This window comes from Pseudodesulfovibrio indicus (genome assembly GCF_001563225.1).
Lineage (GTDB): Bacteria > Desulfobacterota > Desulfovibrionia > Desulfovibrionales > Desulfovibrionaceae > Pseudodesulfovibrio > Pseudodesulfovibrio indicus.
Window position 1 is genome coordinate 1601379 of the sequence record NZ_CP014206.1, and the last position, 19483, is coordinate 1620861.

At 63.6% G+C, this 19483-nt stretch carries 16 protein-coding genes; 9 read left to right on the plus strand and 7 right to left on the minus strand.

All coding sequences use genetic code 11. From position 1 onward, the window contains the following. Positions 1 to 7 precede the first annotated feature (7 nt). The 5 genes from AWY79_RS07425 to AWY79_RS07445 all read right to left on the minus strand — a co-directional run bounded on the left by AWY79_RS07425 (position 8) and on the right by AWY79_RS07445 (position 4733). Complete coding sequence (locus AWY79_RS07425; RefSeq protein WP_066802073.1) at positions 8 to 838, minus strand: ABC transporter permease; 831 nt, start codon at positions 836 to 838, stop codon at positions 8 to 10. Beyond that, a complete protein-coding gene (proV, locus tag AWY79_RS07430; RefSeq protein ID WP_066802075.1) occupies positions 838 to 2061 on the minus strand; it encodes a glycine betaine/L-proline ABC transporter ATP-binding protein ProV in 1224 nt (407 codons plus the stop codon). Before proV ends, AWY79_RS07425 begins: the two co-directional genes overlap by 1 nt. Before the next feature lie 773 nt (positions 2062 to 2834). After that, complete coding sequence (locus AWY79_RS07435; protein WP_066802077.1) at positions 2835 to 3257, minus strand: arsenate reductase ArsC; 423 nt, start codon at positions 3255 to 3257, stop codon at positions 2835 to 2837. A 9-nt stretch (positions 3258 to 3266) separates the two neighbouring features. Then, a complete protein-coding gene (gene arsB, locus AWY79_RS07440) occupies positions 3267 to 4370 on the minus strand; it encodes an ACR3 family arsenite efflux transporter (RefSeq protein WP_066802079.1) in 1104 nt (367 codons plus the stop codon). A 15-nt stretch (positions 4371 to 4385) separates the two neighbouring features. Further along, the gene (locus tag AWY79_RS07445; RefSeq protein WP_066802081.1) at positions 4386 to 4733 is read right to left on the minus strand and encodes an ArsR/SmtB family transcription factor; all 348 of its coding nucleotides are present in this window, start codon (positions 4731 to 4733) and stop codon (positions 4386 to 4388) included. Positions 4734 to 4956: 223 nt separating this feature from the next. Between AWY79_RS07445 and AWY79_RS07450 the strand changes: the two genes are divergently transcribed. Next, complete coding sequence (locus tag AWY79_RS07450; protein ID WP_066802083.1) at positions 4957 to 6315, plus strand: phosphomannomutase/phosphoglucomutase; 1359 nt, start codon at positions 4957 to 4959, stop codon at positions 6313 to 6315. Positions 6316 to 7051: 736 nt separating this feature from the next. On the opposite strand, the gene AWY79_RS07455 is transcribed toward AWY79_RS07450, so the two are convergent. Then, positions 7052 to 9142, minus strand: coding sequence for a molybdopterin-containing oxidoreductase family protein (locus AWY79_RS07455; protein WP_066802085.1), 2091 nt, complete (start codon positions 9140 to 9142; stop codon positions 7052 to 7054). Between the two features lie 276 nt (positions 9143 to 9418). Between AWY79_RS07455 and AWY79_RS07460 the strand changes: the two genes are divergently transcribed. From AWY79_RS07460 to AWY79_RS07470, 3 genes are all read left to right on the plus strand, one after another. Continuing rightward, positions 9419 to 9868: a 4Fe-4S dicluster domain-containing protein gene (locus tag AWY79_RS07460; RefSeq protein WP_066802088.1), complete on the plus strand. Its 450-nt coding sequence runs from the start codon at positions 9419 to 9421 to the stop codon at positions 9866 to 9868. 85 nt (positions 9869 to 9953) lie between these two features. Beyond that, a complete protein-coding gene (locus AWY79_RS07465; RefSeq protein ID WP_066802089.1) occupies positions 9954 to 11075 on the plus strand; it encodes a sulfite exporter TauE/SafE family protein in 1122 nt (373 codons plus the stop codon). A gap of 62 nt (positions 11076 to 11137) precedes the next feature. Next, complete coding sequence (locus tag AWY79_RS07470; RefSeq protein ID WP_066802090.1) at positions 11138 to 11797, plus strand: hypothetical protein; 660 nt, start codon at positions 11138 to 11140, stop codon at positions 11795 to 11797. Between the two features lie 68 nt (positions 11798 to 11865). Here the strand turns inward: AWY79_RS07470 and AWY79_RS07475 are convergent, their stop codons facing one another. Beyond that, entirely contained in the window at positions 11866 to 12378 is a 513-nt protein-coding gene (locus AWY79_RS07475; protein ID WP_066802091.1) for a PH domain-containing protein, read from the minus strand. 162 nt (positions 12379 to 12540) lie between these two features. On the opposite strand from AWY79_RS07475, the gene AWY79_RS07480 reads away from it, so the two are divergent. From AWY79_RS07480 to AWY79_RS07500, 5 genes are read left to right on the plus strand one after another with little or no spacing between them, the layout of a single operon-like run. After that, entirely contained in the window at positions 12541 to 13473 is a 933-nt protein-coding gene (locus tag AWY79_RS07480; RefSeq protein ID WP_066802093.1) for a phosphate/phosphite/phosphonate ABC transporter substrate-binding protein, read from the plus strand. Positions 13474 to 13477: 4 nt separating this feature from the next. Continuing rightward, positions 13478 to 15544: an ATP-binding protein gene (locus AWY79_RS07485; protein WP_078063675.1), complete on the plus strand. Its 2067-nt coding sequence runs from the start codon at positions 13478 to 13480 to the stop codon at positions 15542 to 15544. A gap of 3 nt (positions 15545 to 15547) precedes the next feature. After that, a complete protein-coding gene (locus AWY79_RS07490; RefSeq protein ID WP_066802095.1) occupies positions 15548 to 15913 on the plus strand; it encodes a response regulator in 366 nt (121 codons plus the stop codon). Positions 15914 to 15968: 55 nt separating this feature from the next. Continuing rightward, complete coding sequence (locus AWY79_RS07495; protein ID WP_066802097.1) at positions 15969 to 18422, plus strand: PEP/pyruvate-binding domain-containing protein; 2454 nt, start codon at positions 15969 to 15971, stop codon at positions 18420 to 18422. After that, entirely contained in the window at positions 18415 to 19479 is a 1065-nt protein-coding gene (locus AWY79_RS07500; protein ID WP_066802099.1) for a phosphatase domain-containing putative toxin, read from the plus strand. The genes AWY79_RS07495 and AWY79_RS07500 overlap by 8 nt, the downstream gene beginning before the upstream one ends. Positions 19480 to 19483: the final 4 nt, after the last annotated feature.

The window sequence follows — 19483 nt, forward strand, 5'->3', positions numbered from 1 at the left end:
TAAGAAGTTATTTCTTTTGTGCCATTGACTGGGTGATGCGGTCCAGGACGATGGCCATGAGCACGATGCCCACGCCGCCGACCACGGCGCGTCCGATGTCCAGGGTGTTCAGCCCCAGGATGACCGGGGAGCCAAGTCCGCCCGCGCCGATGAGCGCGGCGATGACGACCATGGACAGGGCCATCATGATGGTCTGGTTCAGGCCGGCCAGGATGGTCGGCAGGGCCAGCGGGATCTGGACCTTGATGAGCACCTGCCAGCGGGTGGCCCCGAAGGCCTGGGCCGCTTCCACCAGCTCGGGGTGGACCTGGCGGATGCCGAGTCCGGTCAGCCGGATGATGGGGGGCAGGGCAAAGATGATGGTGGCCAGCACGCCCGCCACGTTGCCCACGGAGAAGAGCATGACGATGGGCACGAGGTAGACGAAGGCCGGGGTGGTCTGCATGGCGTCGAGCACGGGCCGCAGGCCTGCCTCGAACCGGTCGCTGCGCCCGGACATGATTCCCAGGGGAATGCCGAGCACGGCGCAGATGACCACGGAGGAAAGGACCATGGCCAGGGTGATCATGGTGTCTTCCCACAGTCCGAGGAAGCCCACGAGCAGCATGGAGAGCAGTGAGAACAGGGCCAGCCGCTTGCCGGAAAACTTCCAGGCCATGAAGCAGACCACGGCGATGATGATCAGCGGATGCAGGGCGTTGAGGCCGTGCTCGAACCCGTTGAGCAGTTGTTCCACGGGCCATTTGAGCATCTGGAAGAACTCGCGGTAGTTGTCCACCAGCCATTCCACGGCGTCCGAGACCCAGGTGTCGAGAGGGATTATCGCGTCTTGAAACATTATTGCTCACCTCCATTGGACAGGGCCGTTTCGGTGCGGTGCAGGGTCTTGAGGAACCGGTTCTTGGAGACCACGCCGAGATAGCGGCCGTTCTCGTCCACGACGGGAATGGGCCATGGCGAGGCCGCCACCAGGGGCAGGATGTCCTGCATGGAGTCGGATTGCTGCACGGACTCGGCCCCGGTCAGGAAGACCTGGCTGAGGGGCTTCTCCGGGATGCCCGCCTCAAGGGCGTTGCGGATGCCCTCGGTGGAGATGATGCCCAGGAAGCGATGCTTGGAATCCAGCACGTAGCCGTGTTCCAGCTCGCTGCCGCTCAGGATCTCGTGGGCCGTGCGGAGGCTGCCGCCCGCCTTGGTCACGGTGATGGTCGGATGGGTGTCGCGCACGATGTCGCCCGCGCTGATGACGCCGGTGGGGTCCACGCCGCGGAAAAAGGCACGCACGTAGTCGTTGGCCGGGTTCTGGAGGATTTCATCCGGCGTGCCCACCTGGACCACGTTGCCGCCCTCCATGATGGCGATGCGGTCGCCGATGCGCAGGGCCTCGTCCAGGTCGTGGGAAATGAACACGATGGTCCGCTGCGATTCCTCCTGGAGCTTGAGCAGTTCGTCCTGCATCTCGGTGCGGATGAGCGGGTCGAGGGCGGAAAACGCCTCGTCCATGAGCAGGATTTCCGGGTCCACGGCCAGGCCGCGCGCCAATCCGACGCGCTGCTGCATGCCGCCGGACAGCTGGGAGGGGTACTGGTCTTCCCAGCCGGCCAGGCCGACCTGGGCCAGGGCCTCGCGGGCGCGTTCGTGCCGCTTGGCCTTGTCCACCCCGGCCAGTTCGAGGCCGAAGGCGGCGTTGTCCAGCACGGTCTGGTGGGGCATGAGGGCAAAGGACTGGAAGACCATGCTCATGTTGTGCAGCCGAAATCTGACCAGCTCGTCCTCGCCCATGGCGGTGACGTCCTCGCCATCGACCAGGACGCGCCCGGCCGTGGGCTCGATGAGCCGGTTGAGCATGCGCACGATGGTGGACTTGCCCGAACCGGACAGCCCCATGATGACGAAAATTTCTCCGGCTTCTATGGAGAAGGAGGCGTCGTTCACGCCCACCGTCATGCCGGTCTTTTCCAGAACCGACGCCTTGTCGTGCCCCTTGCGGAGCATTTCAAGGCCCTTTCCGGGTTTTGGCCCGAAAATCTTGTAAAGGTTTTCTACTCGAATTTTTTCCATTCTTTCTCCAATAATTGATGGCGCCCTGGCTTCGCTGCCGGGGCGGATAAAAACAGGCGTCGGGAAAAGGCTAGAAGAGGGGGACCCGGTCGCGGAGACCGCAGGGAGTGCCGTGGGACGACAAGCTCGAAGAGGGGCGAGCCGAACCGTAAAGACAATTCCGGGAGTGTCGCATGTAAAATTTCTTTTCCGTCAGAATTAATGTTGTTTAATGACTGGTACAGTAAAAAATCAATAGTAAACGCAATTGTACTAGTTTGCAGCAACTGCACTGGCTGATATATTTATGTACTATCCATGCAATCTTTTGTTACAGTGTAAAAACAACATTCTCGGGTGTGCAACGAGTGCTAATGCTCGGATAAGATAAGTGATTATGTTCATCATGTCAAAAAATGATTTTTTTGGAAAAAATGGACACGGAATATCAGGCGATAATTCAAAATTGCAATGCGGCGCAATGCCAGTGGTGGCAAGGTGATTGACGGGATTCGCGGCGGATTGATCGGCGGGGATTCGGGCGGCTGTTTTCTGCCCCCCGGCCGCGTTTTTGCGCCCGGTGCCGGACCCGAATCCGGCCGACCATGACAAAGGCCCGGGGGAATTTCCCTCCGGGCCTCGGTTGCATGGTTTCGGTGTCGGTTAATCGAACAGGGTGAAGCGGAGTTCGCCGCTCTCGCCCCGGTGGATGCAGCCGGTCCAGGCCGCCAGCGGCGACCATGCCCGGAGCACGCGGGTCAGTACCTTTTTCATGTCGTCCTCCTTGTGCGGGGCTACGACAGGGAGTCGGGCAGCCCCTGGACGAAGGTCTTTATCTCGTCCCGGACGCGGCGGTACACGTCCAGGATTTCCTCTTCGTCGGTCAGTGATTCGGCCAGGCTCGGCGGGTCGTCGAAGCCGACGTGGACCACCTTGGTCCGGGCCGGGAAATACGGGCAGTTCTCGTTGGCGTGGCCGCAGACCGTGACCACGTAGTCGAACTCCAGGTCGGCGGGCAGGTCCGTGGTCAGCTTGGAGGCGTGGTCCGCTATGTCCACGCCCGCCTCGGCCATGACCTTGACCGCAAGGGGGTTCAGGCCGTGGGTCTCCACGCCTGCTGACCAGGCCGTGAACACGTCCCCCTTGAGGGTTTTGGCCCAGCCTTCGGCCATCTGGCTGCGACAGGAATTGCCGGTGCACAGAAAAAGGATGTTCATGTCGTTCTCCTAGCGGGGTTCAGCGGTTTCGCAGCGCACGTGGCAGACGCCGCCTATGGTTTCCTTGGCAAAGGGGAAGTAGCGGCGCTTGAACCGGACGGCCACGTTGACCAGTCCGATGAGCACCGGGACCTCCACCAGGGGGCCGATGACCGCGGCGAACGCCTCGCCGGAGTCGATGCCGAAGACCGCGATGGCCACGGCGATGGCCAGTTCGAAGTTGTTGGACGCGGCGGTGAAGCTCAGGGTCGCGGCCTGCTCGTAGGTCGCGTCCGCCTTCCAGGAGAGGTAGAAGGAGGCCAGGAACATGATCAGGAAGTAGATGGTCAGCGGGATGGCGATGCGCACCACGTCGAACGGCAGGGCCACCACGCGGTCGCCCTTGAGCGAGAACATGACCACGATGGTGAATAGCAGGAAGATCAGGGTCAGGGGCGAGATCTTCGGGATGAACACCTGTTCGTACCACTCCCGTCCCTTGATCTTCAGGCCGATGAACCGGGAAACCATGCCCGCCAGGAACGGGATGCCCAGGTAGATGAACACGCTTTCGGCGATCTGGCCCATGGACACGTCCACGACCACGCCCTCAAGCCCGAACCAGCCGGGCAGGATGGTGATGAACACATAGGCGTAGAAGGAGAAGAAGAGTACCTGGAAGAGCGAGTTGAAGGCCACCAGTCCGGCGCAGTATTCCGAGTCGCCGTCGGCCAGGTCGTTCCAGACGATGACCATGGCGATGCACCGGGCCAGGCCGATGAGGATCAGGCCGACCATGTAGTCGTGGTGGCCGGACAGGAAGGTCACGGCCAGGCCGAACATCAGGATCGGCCCGATGACCCAGTTCTGGACCAGGGACAGCGCCAGCACCCGGTAGTTGCGGAAGACCCGGCCCAGCTCCTCGTATTTCACCTTGGCCAGGGGCGGGTACATCATCAGGATCAGCCCCACGGCGATGGGGATGTTGGTGGTCCCTGTGGTGAACGAGTCGATGACCCCCTTCACGCCCGGGAAGAAATAGCCCGCGGCCACGCCGGTGAACATGGCCAGGAATATCCACAGGGTCAGGAATCTGTCGAGAAAGGAGAGTTGTTTCGGAGAAGTGTCCGCCATGATACCTCCGGTGCGCTAGCCGCACTCGGCCGTTGTTTTGGTCGCCAGATGGTCCATGAGCCTGGAATAATCCCGCCGCGCCTGGGGCTGGGCGGGCAGGTTCTGGCGCAGGACCTGCAATACCAGGGACTGTATCTCGTCCGTGGGTTCGGCCAGGGAGTAGTAGACCCACTTCCCCTTGCGCCGGGAGTTCACCCAACCGGCGTTGCGCAGGAAGGACATGTGCCGGGAGACCGTGGACTGCGGCATGTCCAGCGCCGTCATGAGGTCGCACACGCACAGCTCGCCGTGATCGAGCAGGCGGATGACCCTCAGCCGGGTGGGGTCGCCGAGACCCTTCAGACGGAGTGCGAGTTGTTCCATGAGTTGATAAATATCCGCTTATGCGGATATGTCAATGACGATCAGGTGACAATTGTGCGGCGGGACGGCTGCCGGGTTGGTGGCATTTCGGCGCGAATGTCTGTATAGGGTGGATGGATGGAGCGGCGGTCGGCACCGCACGCTCCTGAAGAGGATCACCCGGCGGCCCGGCGGCCGCCCGTGCAAGACCAGAAGCCCGTTTACCGGGCAGGGAGGAATATCGATGAAGCCGATCACGCGGGAAGTGTTCAGGACCTATGACATACGCGGTATCGTGGACAGGGATTTCGACCCGGAGTGGGTCGAGCGGTTGGGTCGCGCCTGCGGCCAGTATTTTCTGGAGCGTGGCTCCAAAACCGCCGTGGTCGGCCATGACTGCCGCCATTCCTCGCCGGGCTACGCCGAGGCGCTGACCCGGGGGCTGAACAGCACCGGCGTTGATGTCGTGGCCATCGGCCAGCTCTCCTCGCCCGCCTTCTACTGGGCCGTGACCAAGCTCGGCGAGACCGCCGGAGTGATGATCACCGCCAGCCACAACCCTTCGGAATACAACGGGTTCAAGGTCTGGCAGGGGATCAGCACCATCCATTCCGAGGAAATTCAGGACGTCTTCGAGCTGATGGAAAAGGGCGACTTCCCCACCGGCAAGGGGACCGTGCGCAGCGAGTCGATCCTCGGCCGCTACGTGGACGAACTGTCCGGGGACGTGACCTTTGGCAGGAAGCTCAAGGTTGTCGTGGACGGCGGCAACGGCACGGGCGGCAACCTGACCGCCGACGCCCTGGAAAAGGCCGGGGCCGAGGTGGTGCGCATCTTCTGCGACCCGGACGGCGATTTCCCCAATCACCATCCCGACCCGGTGGTGGAGAAGAACATGGCCGCCCTCCAGCAGGCGGTGCTGCGCGAGAAGGCGGACATCGGCATCGGCCTGGACGGCGACGGCGACCGCATCGGCGTGGTCACCGAGAAGGGCGGGCTGCTCTTCGGCGACCAGCTGGTGGCCATCTACGCCCGGGACATCTTGAAAGCGTTCCCCGGCGCGGCCATCATCGGCGAGGTCAAGTGCTCCTACCTGATGTACGACGACATCCGCGCCCACGGCGGCGACGCGGTCATGTGGAAGACCGGCCATTCGCTGATCAAGGCCCGCATGCGCGAGATCGGGGCCAAGTTCGCGGGTGAGATGTCCGGCCACATGTTCTTCGCGGACCGCTACTACGGGTTCGACGACGCCACCTACGCGGCCCTGCGCATGGTCGAGATCCTGTCCAACTCCGACAAGCCCATGAGCGAACAGCTCGACTGGCCCAAGACCTATTCCACCCCGGAAATCCGGGTGGACTGCCCCGAAGCGCTCAAGGAGCGGGTCGTGGGCAAGGCTGTGGCCTACTTCAGCTCCAAGTTCGAGGCCATCGACATCGACGGCGTCCGCGCCGTCTTCCCCGACGGCTGGGGCCTCATCCGCGCCTCCAATACCCAGCCCGTCCTCGTCCTGCGCTTCGAAGCCCTGACCCCCGAACGCCTCGACGAAATCCGGACCATGTTCGAAGACAAACTCAAAACCTGGATCGCCGAAGGCTGACCCGGTTACCTGTGACATACAAAAGGGGCCGCCTCTCTGAGGCGGCCCATTTTTTTGCCTCCGGCGGCCAGGGGGAAGAGGGGGACCTTTTGCAAAAGGTCCCCCTCTTCCCCCTGGACCCCCATCTCCCCTCCAAAACTCTTTGGCGCCGCTTCGCGGGGTAGGGTGACGGAAAAATCACATTTGGAGCATTTTGGAGGTATTAGCCTGGCGGCTTTGGCTTATTTGGAATCATCTTCCGAAAATCATTCTTATGGAACGCCTTTGAGGCGCAGCCTCAAACAGTGGCTCTCCTACCCCGAAGTCCCGTCCGAAGGTCCTCTTCCTTCGCCCTTCATACCGCCAGGCAGCACGCAGCGAGCCCTGTTCTGGACGCCTAGAAGCCGACCGCGAAGGGGCGGCGGCTCCGCTCCCGTGATAGCTCGGTATTCCATAAAAGGTGCGTTCCCGAGGAGACTCGCACTCTACTTTTCATGGGATGGAGCCGCCCCGAGCGGATCGGATTCTTGGCGGCCAAACTCCGGGCGGGGCAGCCCCGCAAAGCAATTTTCTTTGGTTCTTTCTTTTTTGCTTTGGAAAAAGAAAGAACCCCGCCGGGAGGGCTCCAAAAAAACCTGGAGGAGCGCCAGCGACGGCTCTCCCCATGAACCAGCTATCGGAAACCGGCGCATGAAAGACAAGAAGAGACCGGCAACGGGGGCGATGCCGGTCTCTTCAAGTATGGGGGTGAGAGTAGTTATGCCTTGGCTACTTCCACGAAGTGCTCCTGCATGGCCACGGCGCCGCCGCCGCGATCCCACTTCTGAATGCCCTTGGGCATCAGCATGTTGTCGGCGGCTCCCATGCCTTTCGCACGGGACTCGCAGGGCAGGTCATGGCCGAAGCCGTGGATCATGAAGACAGCTTCGGGATGGATGAAGTCGGTCACGAACGCCTTGATCTTGGCCTCGTAGCCGGTGTTGCTGATCGAAACGTACTCGCCGTTCTCGATGCCCAGCTCGGCGGCGCGCTTGGTGTTGATCCACAGGGTGTTCTCCGGCATCTGCTCGAAGAGCAGGGAGTTGTTCACGGTGTGGCCCTGGGTGTGCAGCGCGCAGCGGCCGAAGGTGATGCGGAACTTGCCCTCGGGCGGGCGCTCCGGCGACACGTACGGCTTCAGCGAGGGCTGGCCGTCGCCTTCGAGCTTGGCGTCGATGACCTGGACCTTGCCGGACGGGGTCTTGAAAGACCCTTCCTTGACCGGCTGGTACAGGGGCTCGGAGGCCAGTGTCACGATACCGGTCTTCTCGAAGTCCGCGACGGACACGCCGGTGCCTTCCAGCTGGAATTTCCAGATGTCTTCGATATTGGTGTAGTCGAGTTCCTTGAGGCCCATGCGCTTGGCCAGACCCGCGTAGATTTCCCACACGGCCTTGGTGTCGTAGACCGGCTCGATGGCGCGCTTGCGCACCTGGAAGGCGGGCTTGGGGCCGTTCTTGGTCATGAGGATCTCGTCCCGTTCGAGGTAGGGGGAGATGGGCAGGATCACGTCGGCGTACCAGGCGGTGTCGGACCAGGAGAAGGTCGCCGCGACCACGAGCTCGATGTCGTCCCATTTGGCGCGCACGTCGTGCTTGTCCGGGAAGGCCATCAGCGGGTCGTGGCGCTGAACGATGTACGCCTTGATCGGGTACGGGTCTTCGGCCACGGCGGCCTCGTAGGCCAGGTGGACCAGGCCGGGACCGGCGTCGAAGTGCTTGCGGCCGTCCATCCAGCCGATGCCGTCGGCGCGCTTGCCCTCGGGCTTGGGATAGATCTCCATGAAGCTCTTCAGCCCCTTGGCGCCCACGTTGCCGGGCTTGTTCATGAACGGCAGGCCGCCCTTGGCGCCGATGGCGCCGAGCATGGCGTTGATGATGTAGATGGTCCGGGTCATCCAGAACGAGTCGGAGTAGCGGGCGGTCATCCAGCCGGGATGCCAGATGACGCTCGGCGCGGCCTCGGCCAGCTGCTCGCAGAAGGCGATCAGGTCGGCGGCGGGCACGCCGGTCTCGGCCTCGCACCATTCCGGGGTGTAGGGCTTGATGAACTCGGCGAGCTTGTCGAAGTCCTCGAACCAGTCGGCTACGAACTTCTTGTCGTACAGTTCCTTGTTAATAAGGACGTTGATCACGGCCAGGTTGAAGCCGTAGTCGGTGCCGGGGCGGACCATGAAGAAGTTGTCGGCCTTGGTCGCCGGGACGTTGGCGCGGATGTCGATGACCGTCAGCTTGCAGCCCTTTTCAATGCCGGTGAGCAGGTTGTTCACCTCGGCCACGTTGATGGCTTCCATGATGTTGCGCTGCTGCAGGATGACGTGCTTGGCGTTCTTCAGGTCGTAGGACACGCCCTTGCGGCCGAAGCCGAACACGGACAGGGCCGCATTTTGCACGTTGCGGGCGCAGGCCGAGTCATGGTTGTTGTAGTTGGCCGTGCCGATGCCGCGCAGGAAGGCGCGGTAAAAATCGCGGAACGGGCCGCCGCGGTCCGAGAACAGGACCGAGTTCTTGCCGTAGGTATCCTGGATGCGGGTCAGCTCGTCGGCCACGTAGTCCAGGGCTTCGTCCCAGGAGACCTGTTTCCACTTGCCTTCGCCGCGCTTGCCCGTGCGGACCATGGGGTACTGCGGGCGGTCCTCGTCGTAGGTCAACGCCGTGCCGGCGGCGCCGCGCGGACACAGGGAGCCCATGATGCCCGCGGCATCGGGATTGCCCTGGATGTACTCGGCCTTGCCGTCAACCACCTCGACTTCGATGGGACAGCGTACCGAGCACATACCGCAAATGCTCTTCACATATTCCTTACCCATACACTCCTCCTAAAAAACAGACAGTGATGAATCTGCGCACTATTTTTGGTAGATTGGACCTTATCCATCGGGGTCAAGCGACCGCAACACAATACCGGAATGTGAAATCTATAACATGATTTTTCTTTCAATCGAGAGAAAAACTGAGTTATGGTGCGTTTTGATTGAGAAATATCTCACAAGATGGGAGGCCATTGACCCGCGGGGGATTTTTCTTCAAACCGTGGATTATCAACGAAACTGCGCGCCTAAATCGAAGTCTGCAGAGGTGGAAACATGGCTGGTTACAGAATTAAATTTGACAAGAAACGGTGTATTGCCTGCAACGCCTGCCTTGTTCACTGTAAGGTGAAGAACAAGGTTCCCGCCGGGCTGTCCCTCAATCGGCTCACCGCCGAGGGGCCCATCGCGGACAAGGACGGCAAACCTTCGGCCAAGCTGAAGTACCAGAATTGCAATCATTGCAAGAAGCCCGAATGCGTTCCCGCTTGCCCCACCGGGGCCATGTACAAGCGCGAGGACGGGCTGGTGCTGGTCGATCTGGACAAGTGCGACGGCTGCAAGGCCTGCATCGACGCCTGTCCGTGGACCGTTCCGGTCTACAACGAGGCGACCGGAAAGATTCTCAAATGTGATTACTGCGTGGACAGGGTCGATGCCGGCGGCACCCCTGCCTGCGTCGTAGGCTGCACGGCGAACGCCCTGAGCTTCGTGCGGCCGGAATAGTCTTAGGTATCAACTTCGCGGCCTTGGGGGGCGCGGAGTGATTTTTTGGGGTTCTTAACAACTATTCATTGAGGAGGAGGTAACTGTGTTACGTTCCAAAAAGACTCTCCTGATGCTGGCCCTGCTGGCGGTCGTGTGCTTCGTCGCCGAACCCGCCTGGGCCGATCGTCTGGCCGACGCCATCGCCGAGGCCAATCCGCAGGGTGAGCCCGGCTACCTGGGCATTCCCGGCGGTCCGCAGCTCAACATCATCATCGGCCTCCTGTGGGCGATCTGGGTTGGCTGGATTTTCTCCACCGTCGGCGCGTTCGGCGGCATCATGGCCGGTGTCGGTCACATCACCATCTACGGCCTGGGCGACTACGCCAGCTCCTTCGGCAAAGGCGCCAAGCTGAACAAGGTCGTCACCGACTCCATCCGCGTGTCCAACCAGTGGCTGGTCGGTTGTTCCGCCGCCCTGTCCTCCTTCAACTACTGGAAGGCCGGCCGCCTTGTGCTGCCGCTGGGCATCGCCCTGGCCATCGGCTCCGTCTCCGGTTCCTGGCTGGTGCCCTGGCTGACCGCCGGCAAGATCAGCCTGAAGGCCTACATCGGCTACTTCGGCCTGTTCGTCCTGTTCCTGGGCTGCTACCTCTTCTACGAAACCACCCCGAAGGGTCAGGAAAGCAAGAAGGCCGCCAAAAAGGCCGCCGAAGCCTTCCAGAAGTCCGTCAAGGAACAGCAGAAGGGCGGCACCGTTGACATGACCGAGATGGGCGTCAAGGTCCAGAAGTTCACCCCGACCGCCTGTGAGTTCACCTTCTTCGGCGTCGAGTTCTCCTTCAACCCCCTGATCCCCGTGGTCGGCGGCTTCTTCATCTCCGCGCTGGCCTCCTTCCTGGGCGTCGGCGGCGGCTTCCTCCTGGTGCCGTTCCTGACCTCCGTCGCGGGCCTGCCCATGTACCTGGTGGCCGGAACCTCCGCCATGGCCGTCTTCGTCGGCATGGTGAACTCCATCGCCTCCTACATGATCCTCCGTTCCACCCCGGTCGAATGGTCCCTGATCGGCGCCGAGCTCGTCGGCATCGTCATCGGCTCCATCATCGGCCCCAAGACCTCCAAGTACATCCCGGACATCTGGCTGAAGCGTCTCTTCATCGTGCTGGCCGTGTACGTTGGTCTGAAGTACACCCTGAAGGGCTTCTTCGGCATCCTGCTGCCCATCTAGTCCCTGCATGAAAGAACGGCGGCCGCCCCTTGCGGGCGGCCGCCACAAAAAACGGAATTTACATGACCGGTACCGCAATCTACCAGTTTCTCGATCCCTGGCTCATCTGGGCTTTCCGCACCAGCTCCAACGCCTACTTGGGATTCGCCATCGGCCTCTTCTGGGTCTGCCTCGCCGCGACGGTCATCGGCGAGCTGTGCATGGCCGCGGTGTATTTCTCCAACAAGAAGCATTTCGCCAAGATCAACCGCGAAATGATCGACCACCACAATTTTTCGGTCAAGGCCCTCGGGGTCAAGGACAAGACCGCCTGGAAGGCCTGCAACTCGCTGGCCAACGACGCCTTCGGCAAGAACTTCTTCGCCCGCATCGCCCTGTTCGCGTCCTCGCTGTGGGTGGTGCCGTTTTCCATCGGCTGGCTCTTCTACCGCTTCGGCGACGTGGACTTCACCGCGCCCCTGATCGGGGCCGTCGGACCGGCCTTCCTGTTCATCCCGGTCTACATCCTCGTCCGCTACCTGTTCAGCCTTTCCAAGCCGTGGCTGCCCGTCTTCCGGACCATCCGCCAGAAGGTCAAGGAGAACGAGGCCGCCGACGAGATGATGACCTTCACGGACCTGCTCAGCGAAGAGGACAAGAAGGCGTACGCGGACGCCAGGAAGGCCAGGGGCAAGGACAAGCCCGGTCTCATCGAACACAAGCCGGTCCCCGAAGGGTCCTAGCGATTTCTAAAAGGAAAAGCCGCCCCACGGGGCGGCTTTGTTCTTTGATATGCCGGGCCGGAAATCGGCTAGGGAGCCGATTTCTCCACCGCTTCCCGAAACCCCGGGAGGTCCGAGGGACCGAGCAGGTAGAACCGCTCGCCCGTCTGGATGCAGAGCACGTCCGTGCGGTTGGCCACGACGACCGCCTCGCGGCCGTCCCTGACCTCCACGACGCCGGACTTGTAGCCGCCGAAGGTCATGTACTTGCGGGTCTTGGTGATCTTGAACGCTTCGTCCTTGGCGAGGTCGGCGGGGAAGACCTTCTCCACCGAGGCCCAGGGGATGACGGCCGAGGAAAAGGGCGGGGCGGCCAGCAGAATGCCCTCGTCCGCCACGGTGATCGAGGCCCGTTTGGGCGTGATGTACAGCATGTACCAGTAGAAGAGCGAAAGCGGTCCGGTCACGGCGATGAGGCAGATGCCCGTCCAGGTCAGGCCGGAGTTGAAGCTCCAGGCCACGACCGCGGCGACGGCGGCGACGGCCAGGAGGAAGAGGGTCAGCACGGCCTTGTTCATGGGGACCTTGAAAGTGGTTGCCATTGGGTGTCTCCTTGGGTCGGGCACATCAGCGTGCTCCGTGGACTACATACTGTCTTGAGTGCGAGTTGCCAAGGGATAAGAGGTGTTGGACTGCGGCCTGAATTATTGTACTCTTTCCAAGGATGTCCCGAACCCGGCGCGGAAGCGCCCGATGTGAATGTAATGAAGCGAACGACTTTTACCGCCGCCTTAGCCTTCGCGCTCCTGCTCGCCCTGTGCCTGGCTCCGGCGGGCTGCTCGGACGACGATCCGGTGCGCGTGGACCTGTCCAAGCGCGAGGACCTGGTGGCCCCCCGGCTGACGGAAGCCATCACCTACGCCTACCTGCCCCAGTACTCCCACACCATCTCCTATCAGCGCCATCGGCAACTGCTGGAATACCTGCGCAAGACCACCGGGCTGCCGCTGCGCCAGATATTCCCGGACACCTTCGAAGAGCACGTCAAAATGGTGGAGCGCGGGGAGATCGACATCTCCTATTCCAATCCGTTCGTCTACGTGCGGCTGGCCAAGGCCGGGGCGCACGCCTTCGCCAGGGTCATCGAGCCGTCCGGCGAGCCGAACTTCCGGGGCCAGATCATCGCCCGCGCCGACAACGCGGCCGTGAACTCCCTGGAGGACTGCCGGGGCAAGCGGTGGATTGCGGTGGACCCGAACTCGGCGGGCGGCTACCTCTTCCCGCTCGGGTTGTTCTACGACCACGGCATCCGGCTTTCCGATTTCGAGACCGTGGACTTCGCGCCCGGCCCCGGCGGCAAGCAGGAGAAGGTCGTCCTGGCGGTGCATGCGGGCGTCTACGACATCGGCACCATCCGCAAGGGCACCCTGGACGTGGTCGCCGGGAAGGTCGATCTCGGGGCCATCCGCATCCTGGCCGAGACCCGGCCCTATCCCGGCTGGGTCTACGCGGCCCGCGAGGGGCTGGACCCGTCCGTGATCGAAGCGATCTCCACGGCCATGTTCGCCCTGGACAAGGATACCGAGGAGCAGCGCTCCATTCTCAACGCAGCGGGCATGACGGGGATCATCCCGGCCCGGGACGCCGATTACGATCCGGTCAGGGAACTGATCGTGAAACTGGGGCTGGACAGGTAGTTTCATGCGTATTTTCCCCAGGCTCCGATTCCGCACCAAGCTCAACCTGGGCATGGCCTCCATCCTGGTGGTCATGGCCCTGCTGCTCCTGCCGCTGATCGGCACCATGAGCGCCAACTCCCTGGTGGAGGAGAGCAAGAAGCGCGGATCGGCCCTGGCCGAAGGACTGTCCGTGCGCGCGGTCGACTCCATGCTCGCCCGCGATTTCCTGCGGTTGAAGAACATGGTCGACGAGCAGTCCACGGTGGAGGACGTGATCTACGCCTTTGTCCAGGACAAGAACGGGTTCGTCATGGCCCACACCTTCCAGCGCGGCTTCCCCGTGGACCTGATCGACGCCAACAAGGTGGACACGGACGAATCCCTGCACATTCAGCTCCTGGCCGACGGCTCCCGGCGCATCTATGATTTTGCGGCCCCGGTGCTGGTCTCGGACGGGCGGCTCGGCACGGTGCGCATCGGGCTGTCCCAGGCCCGCATCCAGCTGGCCGTGCAGCGCCAGATCACCATCATGGCCGGACTGTTTGCCGCGGCCCTGTTCCTGGCCACCTCGCTGGGCACGGTCTTCGCCCGGCGCGTGACCGCAAGGCTCGGCAGGCTGCGCGCCCACGCCGAGGAAATGCTGACCGGCAACCTGGACACCATTTCCGGCCCCTCCTGGGGCATCCACTGCTGGGAGAAGCAACAATGCGGGACCACCCAGTGCCCGGCCTACGGCGAGACTCGGCGGCGGTGCTGGTACATCGCCGGGACCATGTGCCCGGACTGCAACAACGAGGGCAATTTCCAGTGCCGCCTCCAGTCCTGCCGGCTGTGCGCCGTGTACCGCGAGAACGCGGGCGACGAGATACAGGACCTGGCCGAGACCTTCGACGTCATGGCCCTGTCGCTCAAGAGCCACATCGACGAGCTGCGCGGCGCCGAGCGCAACCTGCGCGACCAGCAGCGGCTCACGCGGACCATCCTGGACGTGACCCCGGACCGCGTCTCCCTGATCGATTCCACCATGCGCTACCGGGGCTGCAACAAGAGCTTCGCCGAGTCCGTGGGGCTGTCCCTGGCCGAGGTGGACGGCAAGACCGATTTCGATCTCTTCCCCGAGGCCGAGGCCGAGGAGCGCCACATGGCGGCCCGCGACATCCTTCAGTCCGGCAGGCGGCTGGACACCCAGGTCATGGTCGAAACGGCGGGCGGCGAGCGCTGGTACCACGTGGTCTGCATCCCGGTTCTGAGCGAGGACGGCCGGATCGGCGGTCTGCTGCGGACCGACCGCGACATCACCGACATCAAGCGCTACGAGAACCAGCTCATCCAGGCCCAGAAGATGGAGTCCCTCGGGCTGCTGGCGGGCGGCGTGGCCCACGAGATCAACACCCCGCTGGGGATCATCCTGGGCTATGCGCAGCTGCTCCAGGAGGACGTGCCCGCGGACAGCCAGATCCACCAGGACCTGGCGATCATCGAGAAGCAGACCCAGGTCTGCAAGAAGATCGTGGCCGACCTGCTCGGCTTCTCCCGCCAGACCCAGTCCGCCAAGCGCGAGATGTGCTTCAACAACTCGGTCATGGAGGCGGTCAGCCTGGTGCGCCACACCCTGGAGCTGGACAAGGTGGCGATCGTCACCCAGCTCGACGACCGCTATCCGATCATCTACGGCGACCCCGAGAAGCTCAAGCAGGTCTGGATCAACCTGCTGACCAACGCGCGCGACGCCATGGGCGGGCAGCCCGGCACCATCCTCATCCGCACCCGCCTGGACACCCCCGGCGGCATCGTCTCCCTGTGGGTGGCGGACAACGGCTCGGGCATCGCCGAGGACGCGCTCAAGAAAATTTTCGATCCGTTCTACAGCACCAAGGCCGTGGACAAGGGCACCGGCCTCGGGCTTTCCGTTTCCTTCGGGATCATCGAGGACCACGGCGGCGAAATCCACGCCGTGAGCCCGATCCCCGAGGAGTTCGGTTTCCCGGTGGAGGCCAAGGGCGGCCTTGACGGCGGCGGGACGGTCTTTGAAGTCAATCTCCCCCTGGACCATCAGGTCCATGAACCCGGGGAGCCAGAAAAGGAGTAGACCATGGCTCACATCCTGGTACTCGACGACATCTCCGACGCGGGGATGCTGGTCAAACGCATATTGGAACGCAAGGGGCACAAGGTGTTCAGCTTCACCGAGGAGGAGGACGCCCTGAAGCATGCGGCGGGCAATCCCGTGGACCTGGCGATACTCGACATCAAGCTCAAGAAGATGACCGGGGTCGAGGCCCTGGAGGAGCTGAAGAAGATCCACCCGGACATGAAGGCGATCATGCTCACCGGGTATCCGACCCTGGAGACCGCCCGCGAGTCGCTCCGGTTGGGCGCCGAGGAATATTGCGTCAAGCCGATCAACAAGGAGGAACTGGAGGCCAAGGTGGCCGAGGTCCTCGGGATCGAGGAGTGAACCGAACCGGAAGTCGGACCTGACGTGAACCGTACCGTTTAGCCAAGGACAGACAATGCATCTCAAGCAACTCTTCAGGCACTGGACCTATCAGGTGTTTGCCCCCGGCACCTTGCTGCGGCGCAAATACGAGGCGTTCAAGTCCCTCCTGGCCCACGACGCCGTGGCCCTGGAGCTGATCGCCGACCTGGAGGAGATGTTCTACGGCAAGCGGCTGGCCGACCGGCAGCGGGCGGTCTGGATGACCAACCGGCTGTCCGCCGCGGTGGGGACCATGGCCGGGCAGTTGGTGGAGATGAATCCCACCCGGTATATGGACCTGCCCGAATACTTCCGCAAGATCGACTTCTACGTGCGCATGGCGCTTCAACTGGAGCAGCCCGACGTGGGGCCGCCCTACATCCTCTCCCTGGAGGAGGCCGGGGGCGTGCCCCGGCTGGCGGGCGGCAAGGCGTCCAACCTCGGCCGGGCCGCGGTCCTGGAGGGCGTCCCGGTGCCGCCGGGTTTCGTCATCACGGCCAACGCCTTCAATTATTTCATCGACTTCAACGGGCTGGGCGAAGAGATCGAGAAGCGGCTGCGGCAGATGGTCGTGGGCGACCGCGACCTGCTGGCCCGGCTGACCGCCGAGATGCAGGAGCTGATCCTGGCCGCCGAGGTCCCGGAGGAGATCGCGCGCGGCATCCGGTTCGGCGTGTCCGAGATCATCGAGGGCGACGACCTCATCGCGGTCCGTTCCAGCGCCCTGGCCGAGGACGGCGAGATTTCCTTTGCCGGGCAGTACGCCTCGGAGCTGAACGTCCAGCCCAACGACGTGCTGGAGGCATACAAGCGGGTGCTGGCGGGCAAATACTGTCCCCGCGCCGTGGCCTACCGCATCTCCAACGGGCTGACCGACAGCGAGACCGCCATGGCCGTGCTGGTCATTCCCATGGTGGATGCCGAGACCGCCGGCGTGCTCTACTCCCGCGACCCGGACTGCCGGGGGCGCGAGGCCATCGGCGTGTACGGCGTTCGCGGCTTGGGCCACGGGCTGGTGGACGGTTCCACCTCGCCGGACAAGGCGATCCTGGCCCGGACCCATCCCCACGGGCTGGACGCGGCCTGTACGCCGGACGTGGGCGGGCTGCCCTCGGAAGCGTCCCTGACCCGGCTGGCGCAGCTGGCCATGCACCTGGAGGAGTCCTTCGGCTGTCCCCAGGACATCGAGTGGGCCGAGGACGTCACCGGCAAGCTGTTCATTCTGCAAGCCCGGCCCCTCCAGGAGGAGCGGGGCGATGCCGCGGCGGAACCGAGCCCGATGCCCGTTTCGGCACGGCCCATCGCCGAAGGGCTGGAGCGCGCCTCCTCGGGCGCGGGCTGCGGCGTGGTGTATTTCGCCAACACGGGCGAGCGCATCGCCCAGATTCCCGAGGGCGCGGTGGTCGTCACCCCCAGCCTCAAGCCGTCGCTCTTGACCTTCATCGGCAAGATGAACGGGGTCATCGCGGCCACGGGCAGCCGGGCGAGCCATTTCGCCTCGGTGGCCCGCGAGTCCGGCGTCCCCGTGGTGGTCGGCGACATCCACACCGAATTGGAGCCGGGCCAGCTGGTCACCGTGGACGGCACGGGCGGGGCGGTCTTCGACGGCTGCGTCGAGGCGATCATGACCCGCGCCCGCGAAGGGCAACAGGTCTCGGAGCGGGTGGTGGAGCAATACGCCAAGGTCGCGCCCCTGGCCGTGAAGCTCAACCTGACCGACCCCCAGTCCGAGGACTTCACGCCCATGGGCTGCAAGTCGCTGCACGACGTGGTCCGCTTCTGCCACGAGAAGTCGGTGAACGAGATGTTCTCGGTCATGGACAAGAAGGGCCGGGGCATGCACTCGGCCAAGCGGCTGGAAACGAGCCTGCCCCTGGTCATGTACATCCTCGACCTCGGCGGCGGGCTGTTCGCCAACGCGGGCGACGGCAAGACCGTGTCGCCCCAGGACATCAAGTGCCGCCCCATGTGGGCGCTGTGGTACGGGCTGTCCGACGAGCGGGTGACCTGGCCCTCGCGGCTGACGGCCATGGACTGGGAGGAGTTCGACAAGGTTTCGGGCGGCATCTTCAGCTTCGATTCCAAGCTGCTGGCCAGCTACGGCCTGATCTCCGAGGACTACCTGCACCTGATGGTCCGGTTCGGCTACCACTTCTCGGTGGTGGACGCCATCTGCGGCCCGGAGCAGGGGGCCAACTACATCAATTTCCGGTTCAAGGGGGGCGGCGCGGGGTTCGACCAGCGGCTCATGCGGCTGGAGTTCATCCGCCAGGTGCTCGACAGCTACGGCTTCGACACCGCCACGCGCGGGGACATGATCGACGCCAAGTGCGCCCGGCTGCCCGAGAACGAGACCCGTCGGCTGCTCATGCGCCTCGGCTACCTCATGGCCGTCACCCGGCTCATGGACATGCGCCTGGAGGACGAGGAGCAGGTGGCGGCGGAGGTGAAGCGGTTCCTTGCCGAAGCGGAGCAGCGCGATGGCTGAGAAGAAGCTTTGCTACAAGGTGACCTGGGTCACGGACCAGCTCGGCGTGGGCCACGCGCCCATGAGCCACCCGCAGCTGGACTGCATCCGCGAGCAGGGGGTGGACGCCATCCTCAACCTGTGCGGCGAGTTCTGCGACCTGCACGACATCGAGAAGGACGCCGGTTTCGAGGTCCATTACCTGCCCCTTGAGGACGAGGAGGCCCCCGGGCTCATCGAGCTGGAGAAGACCTTGGAGTGGCTGGACGAGGCCATCTACCTGGGCAAGAAGGTGCTCATCCACTGCCGCCACGGCATCGGGCGCACGGGCACGGTGCTCAACGCCTACCTGCTGCGGCGCGGCCTGGGCCACAAGCTCGCGGGCAAGGCGCTCAAGAAGCTCAAGTCCAAGCCCGCCAACTTCGTGCAGTGGCGGACCATCCGCAAATACGGCAAGCAATCCGGCCAGCTGACCGTGCGCGAGCCGTCCCTGGAGTTCAAGCGGCTGGTGGACCTGTCGCCGTTCTTCAACGACTACGGCGAACTGGTGCAGCGGGTGGAGGAGAGCGGCCACGCCGTGGACGGACTGGCCTGCGGCCTGGACCACGCCCAGTGCTGCTCCACCCCGGTCTCCCTGACCCTGGCCGAGGCCGTGTACATCTCCCACCGCATCAACCAGAAGCTCTCCGGCGAGGAACGGCTGAACGTCATCGGGCGCGCCGTGGAGGCGGCCCAGGCAGAGCGCAAGGCCGCCAGGGACCTGGCCGAGGGCGGCGACGGCGAGTACTGCCTGTCCGAGGCCGGGACCGTCTGTCCGCTGCTCAGGGACGGCAAGTGCATGATCTTCGAGCACCGGCCGTTGCAGTGCCGCGCCTTCGGCATGGACCGGGAGGACGCGGGGGGGCTGTGGGGGACGCTGATCATCCCGGCCCTGGACAAGATTTCCGCCGAGATGTGGCTCGCCTACACCGGCTCCATGGCCGGAGTGGACATGCCGCGCTTCTCGCTGTCGGACGTGGTTTCCGGCAAGTTCGTGGAGACGGTCTTCCGCTACATGATGCGCATGGGGCTGGAATAATCCC

Coding starts and splice junctions, on each gene's coding strand:
- AWY79_RS07500 (WP_066802099.1), top strand. CDS start 18,415: ATGGCTGAGAAGAAGCTTTGCTACAAGGTGACCTGGGTCACGGACCAG.
- AWY79_RS07450 (WP_066802083.1), top strand. CDS start 4,957: ATGAAGCCGATCACGCGGGAAGTGTTCAGGACCTATGACATACGCGGT.
- AWY79_RS07485 (WP_078063675.1), top strand. CDS start 13,478: ATGCGTATTTTCCCCAGGCTCCGATTCCGCACCAAGCTCAACCTGGGC.
- AWY79_RS07490 (WP_066802095.1), top strand. CDS start 15,548: ATGGCTCACATCCTGGTACTCGACGACATCTCCGACGCGGGGATGCTG.
- AWY79_RS07435 (WP_066802077.1), bottom strand. CDS start 3,257: ATGAACATCCTTTTTCTGTGCACCGGCAATTCCTGTCGCAGCCAGATG.
- proV (WP_066802075.1), bottom strand. CDS start 2,061: ATGGAAAAAATTCGAGTAGAAAACCTTTACAAGATTTTCGGGCCAAAA.
- AWY79_RS07455 (WP_066802085.1), bottom strand. CDS start 9,142: ATGGGTAAGGAATATGTGAAGAGCATTTGCGGTATGTGCTCGGTACGC.
- AWY79_RS07445 (WP_066802081.1), bottom strand. CDS start 4,733: ATGGAACAACTCGCACTCCGTCTGAAGGGTCTCGGCGACCCCACCCGG.
- AWY79_RS07425 (WP_066802073.1), bottom strand. CDS start 838: ATGTTTCAAGACGCGATAATCCCTCTCGACACCTGGGTCTCGGACGCC.
- arsB (WP_066802079.1), bottom strand. CDS start 4,370: ATGGCGGACACTTCTCCGAAACAACTCTCCTTTCTCGACAGATTCCTG.
- AWY79_RS07495 (WP_066802097.1), top strand. CDS start 15,969: ATGCATCTCAAGCAACTCTTCAGGCACTGGACCTATCAGGTGTTTGCC.
- AWY79_RS07475 (WP_066802091.1), bottom strand. CDS start 12,378: ATGGCAACCACTTTCAAGGTCCCCATGAACAAGGCCGTGCTGACCCTC.
- AWY79_RS07470 (WP_066802090.1), top strand. CDS start 11,138: ATGACCGGTACCGCAATCTACCAGTTTCTCGATCCCTGGCTCATCTGG.
- AWY79_RS07480 (WP_066802093.1), top strand. CDS start 12,541: ATGAAGCGAACGACTTTTACCGCCGCCTTAGCCTTCGCGCTCCTGCTC.
- AWY79_RS07460 (WP_066802088.1), top strand. CDS start 9,419: ATGGCTGGTTACAGAATTAAATTTGACAAGAAACGGTGTATTGCCTGC.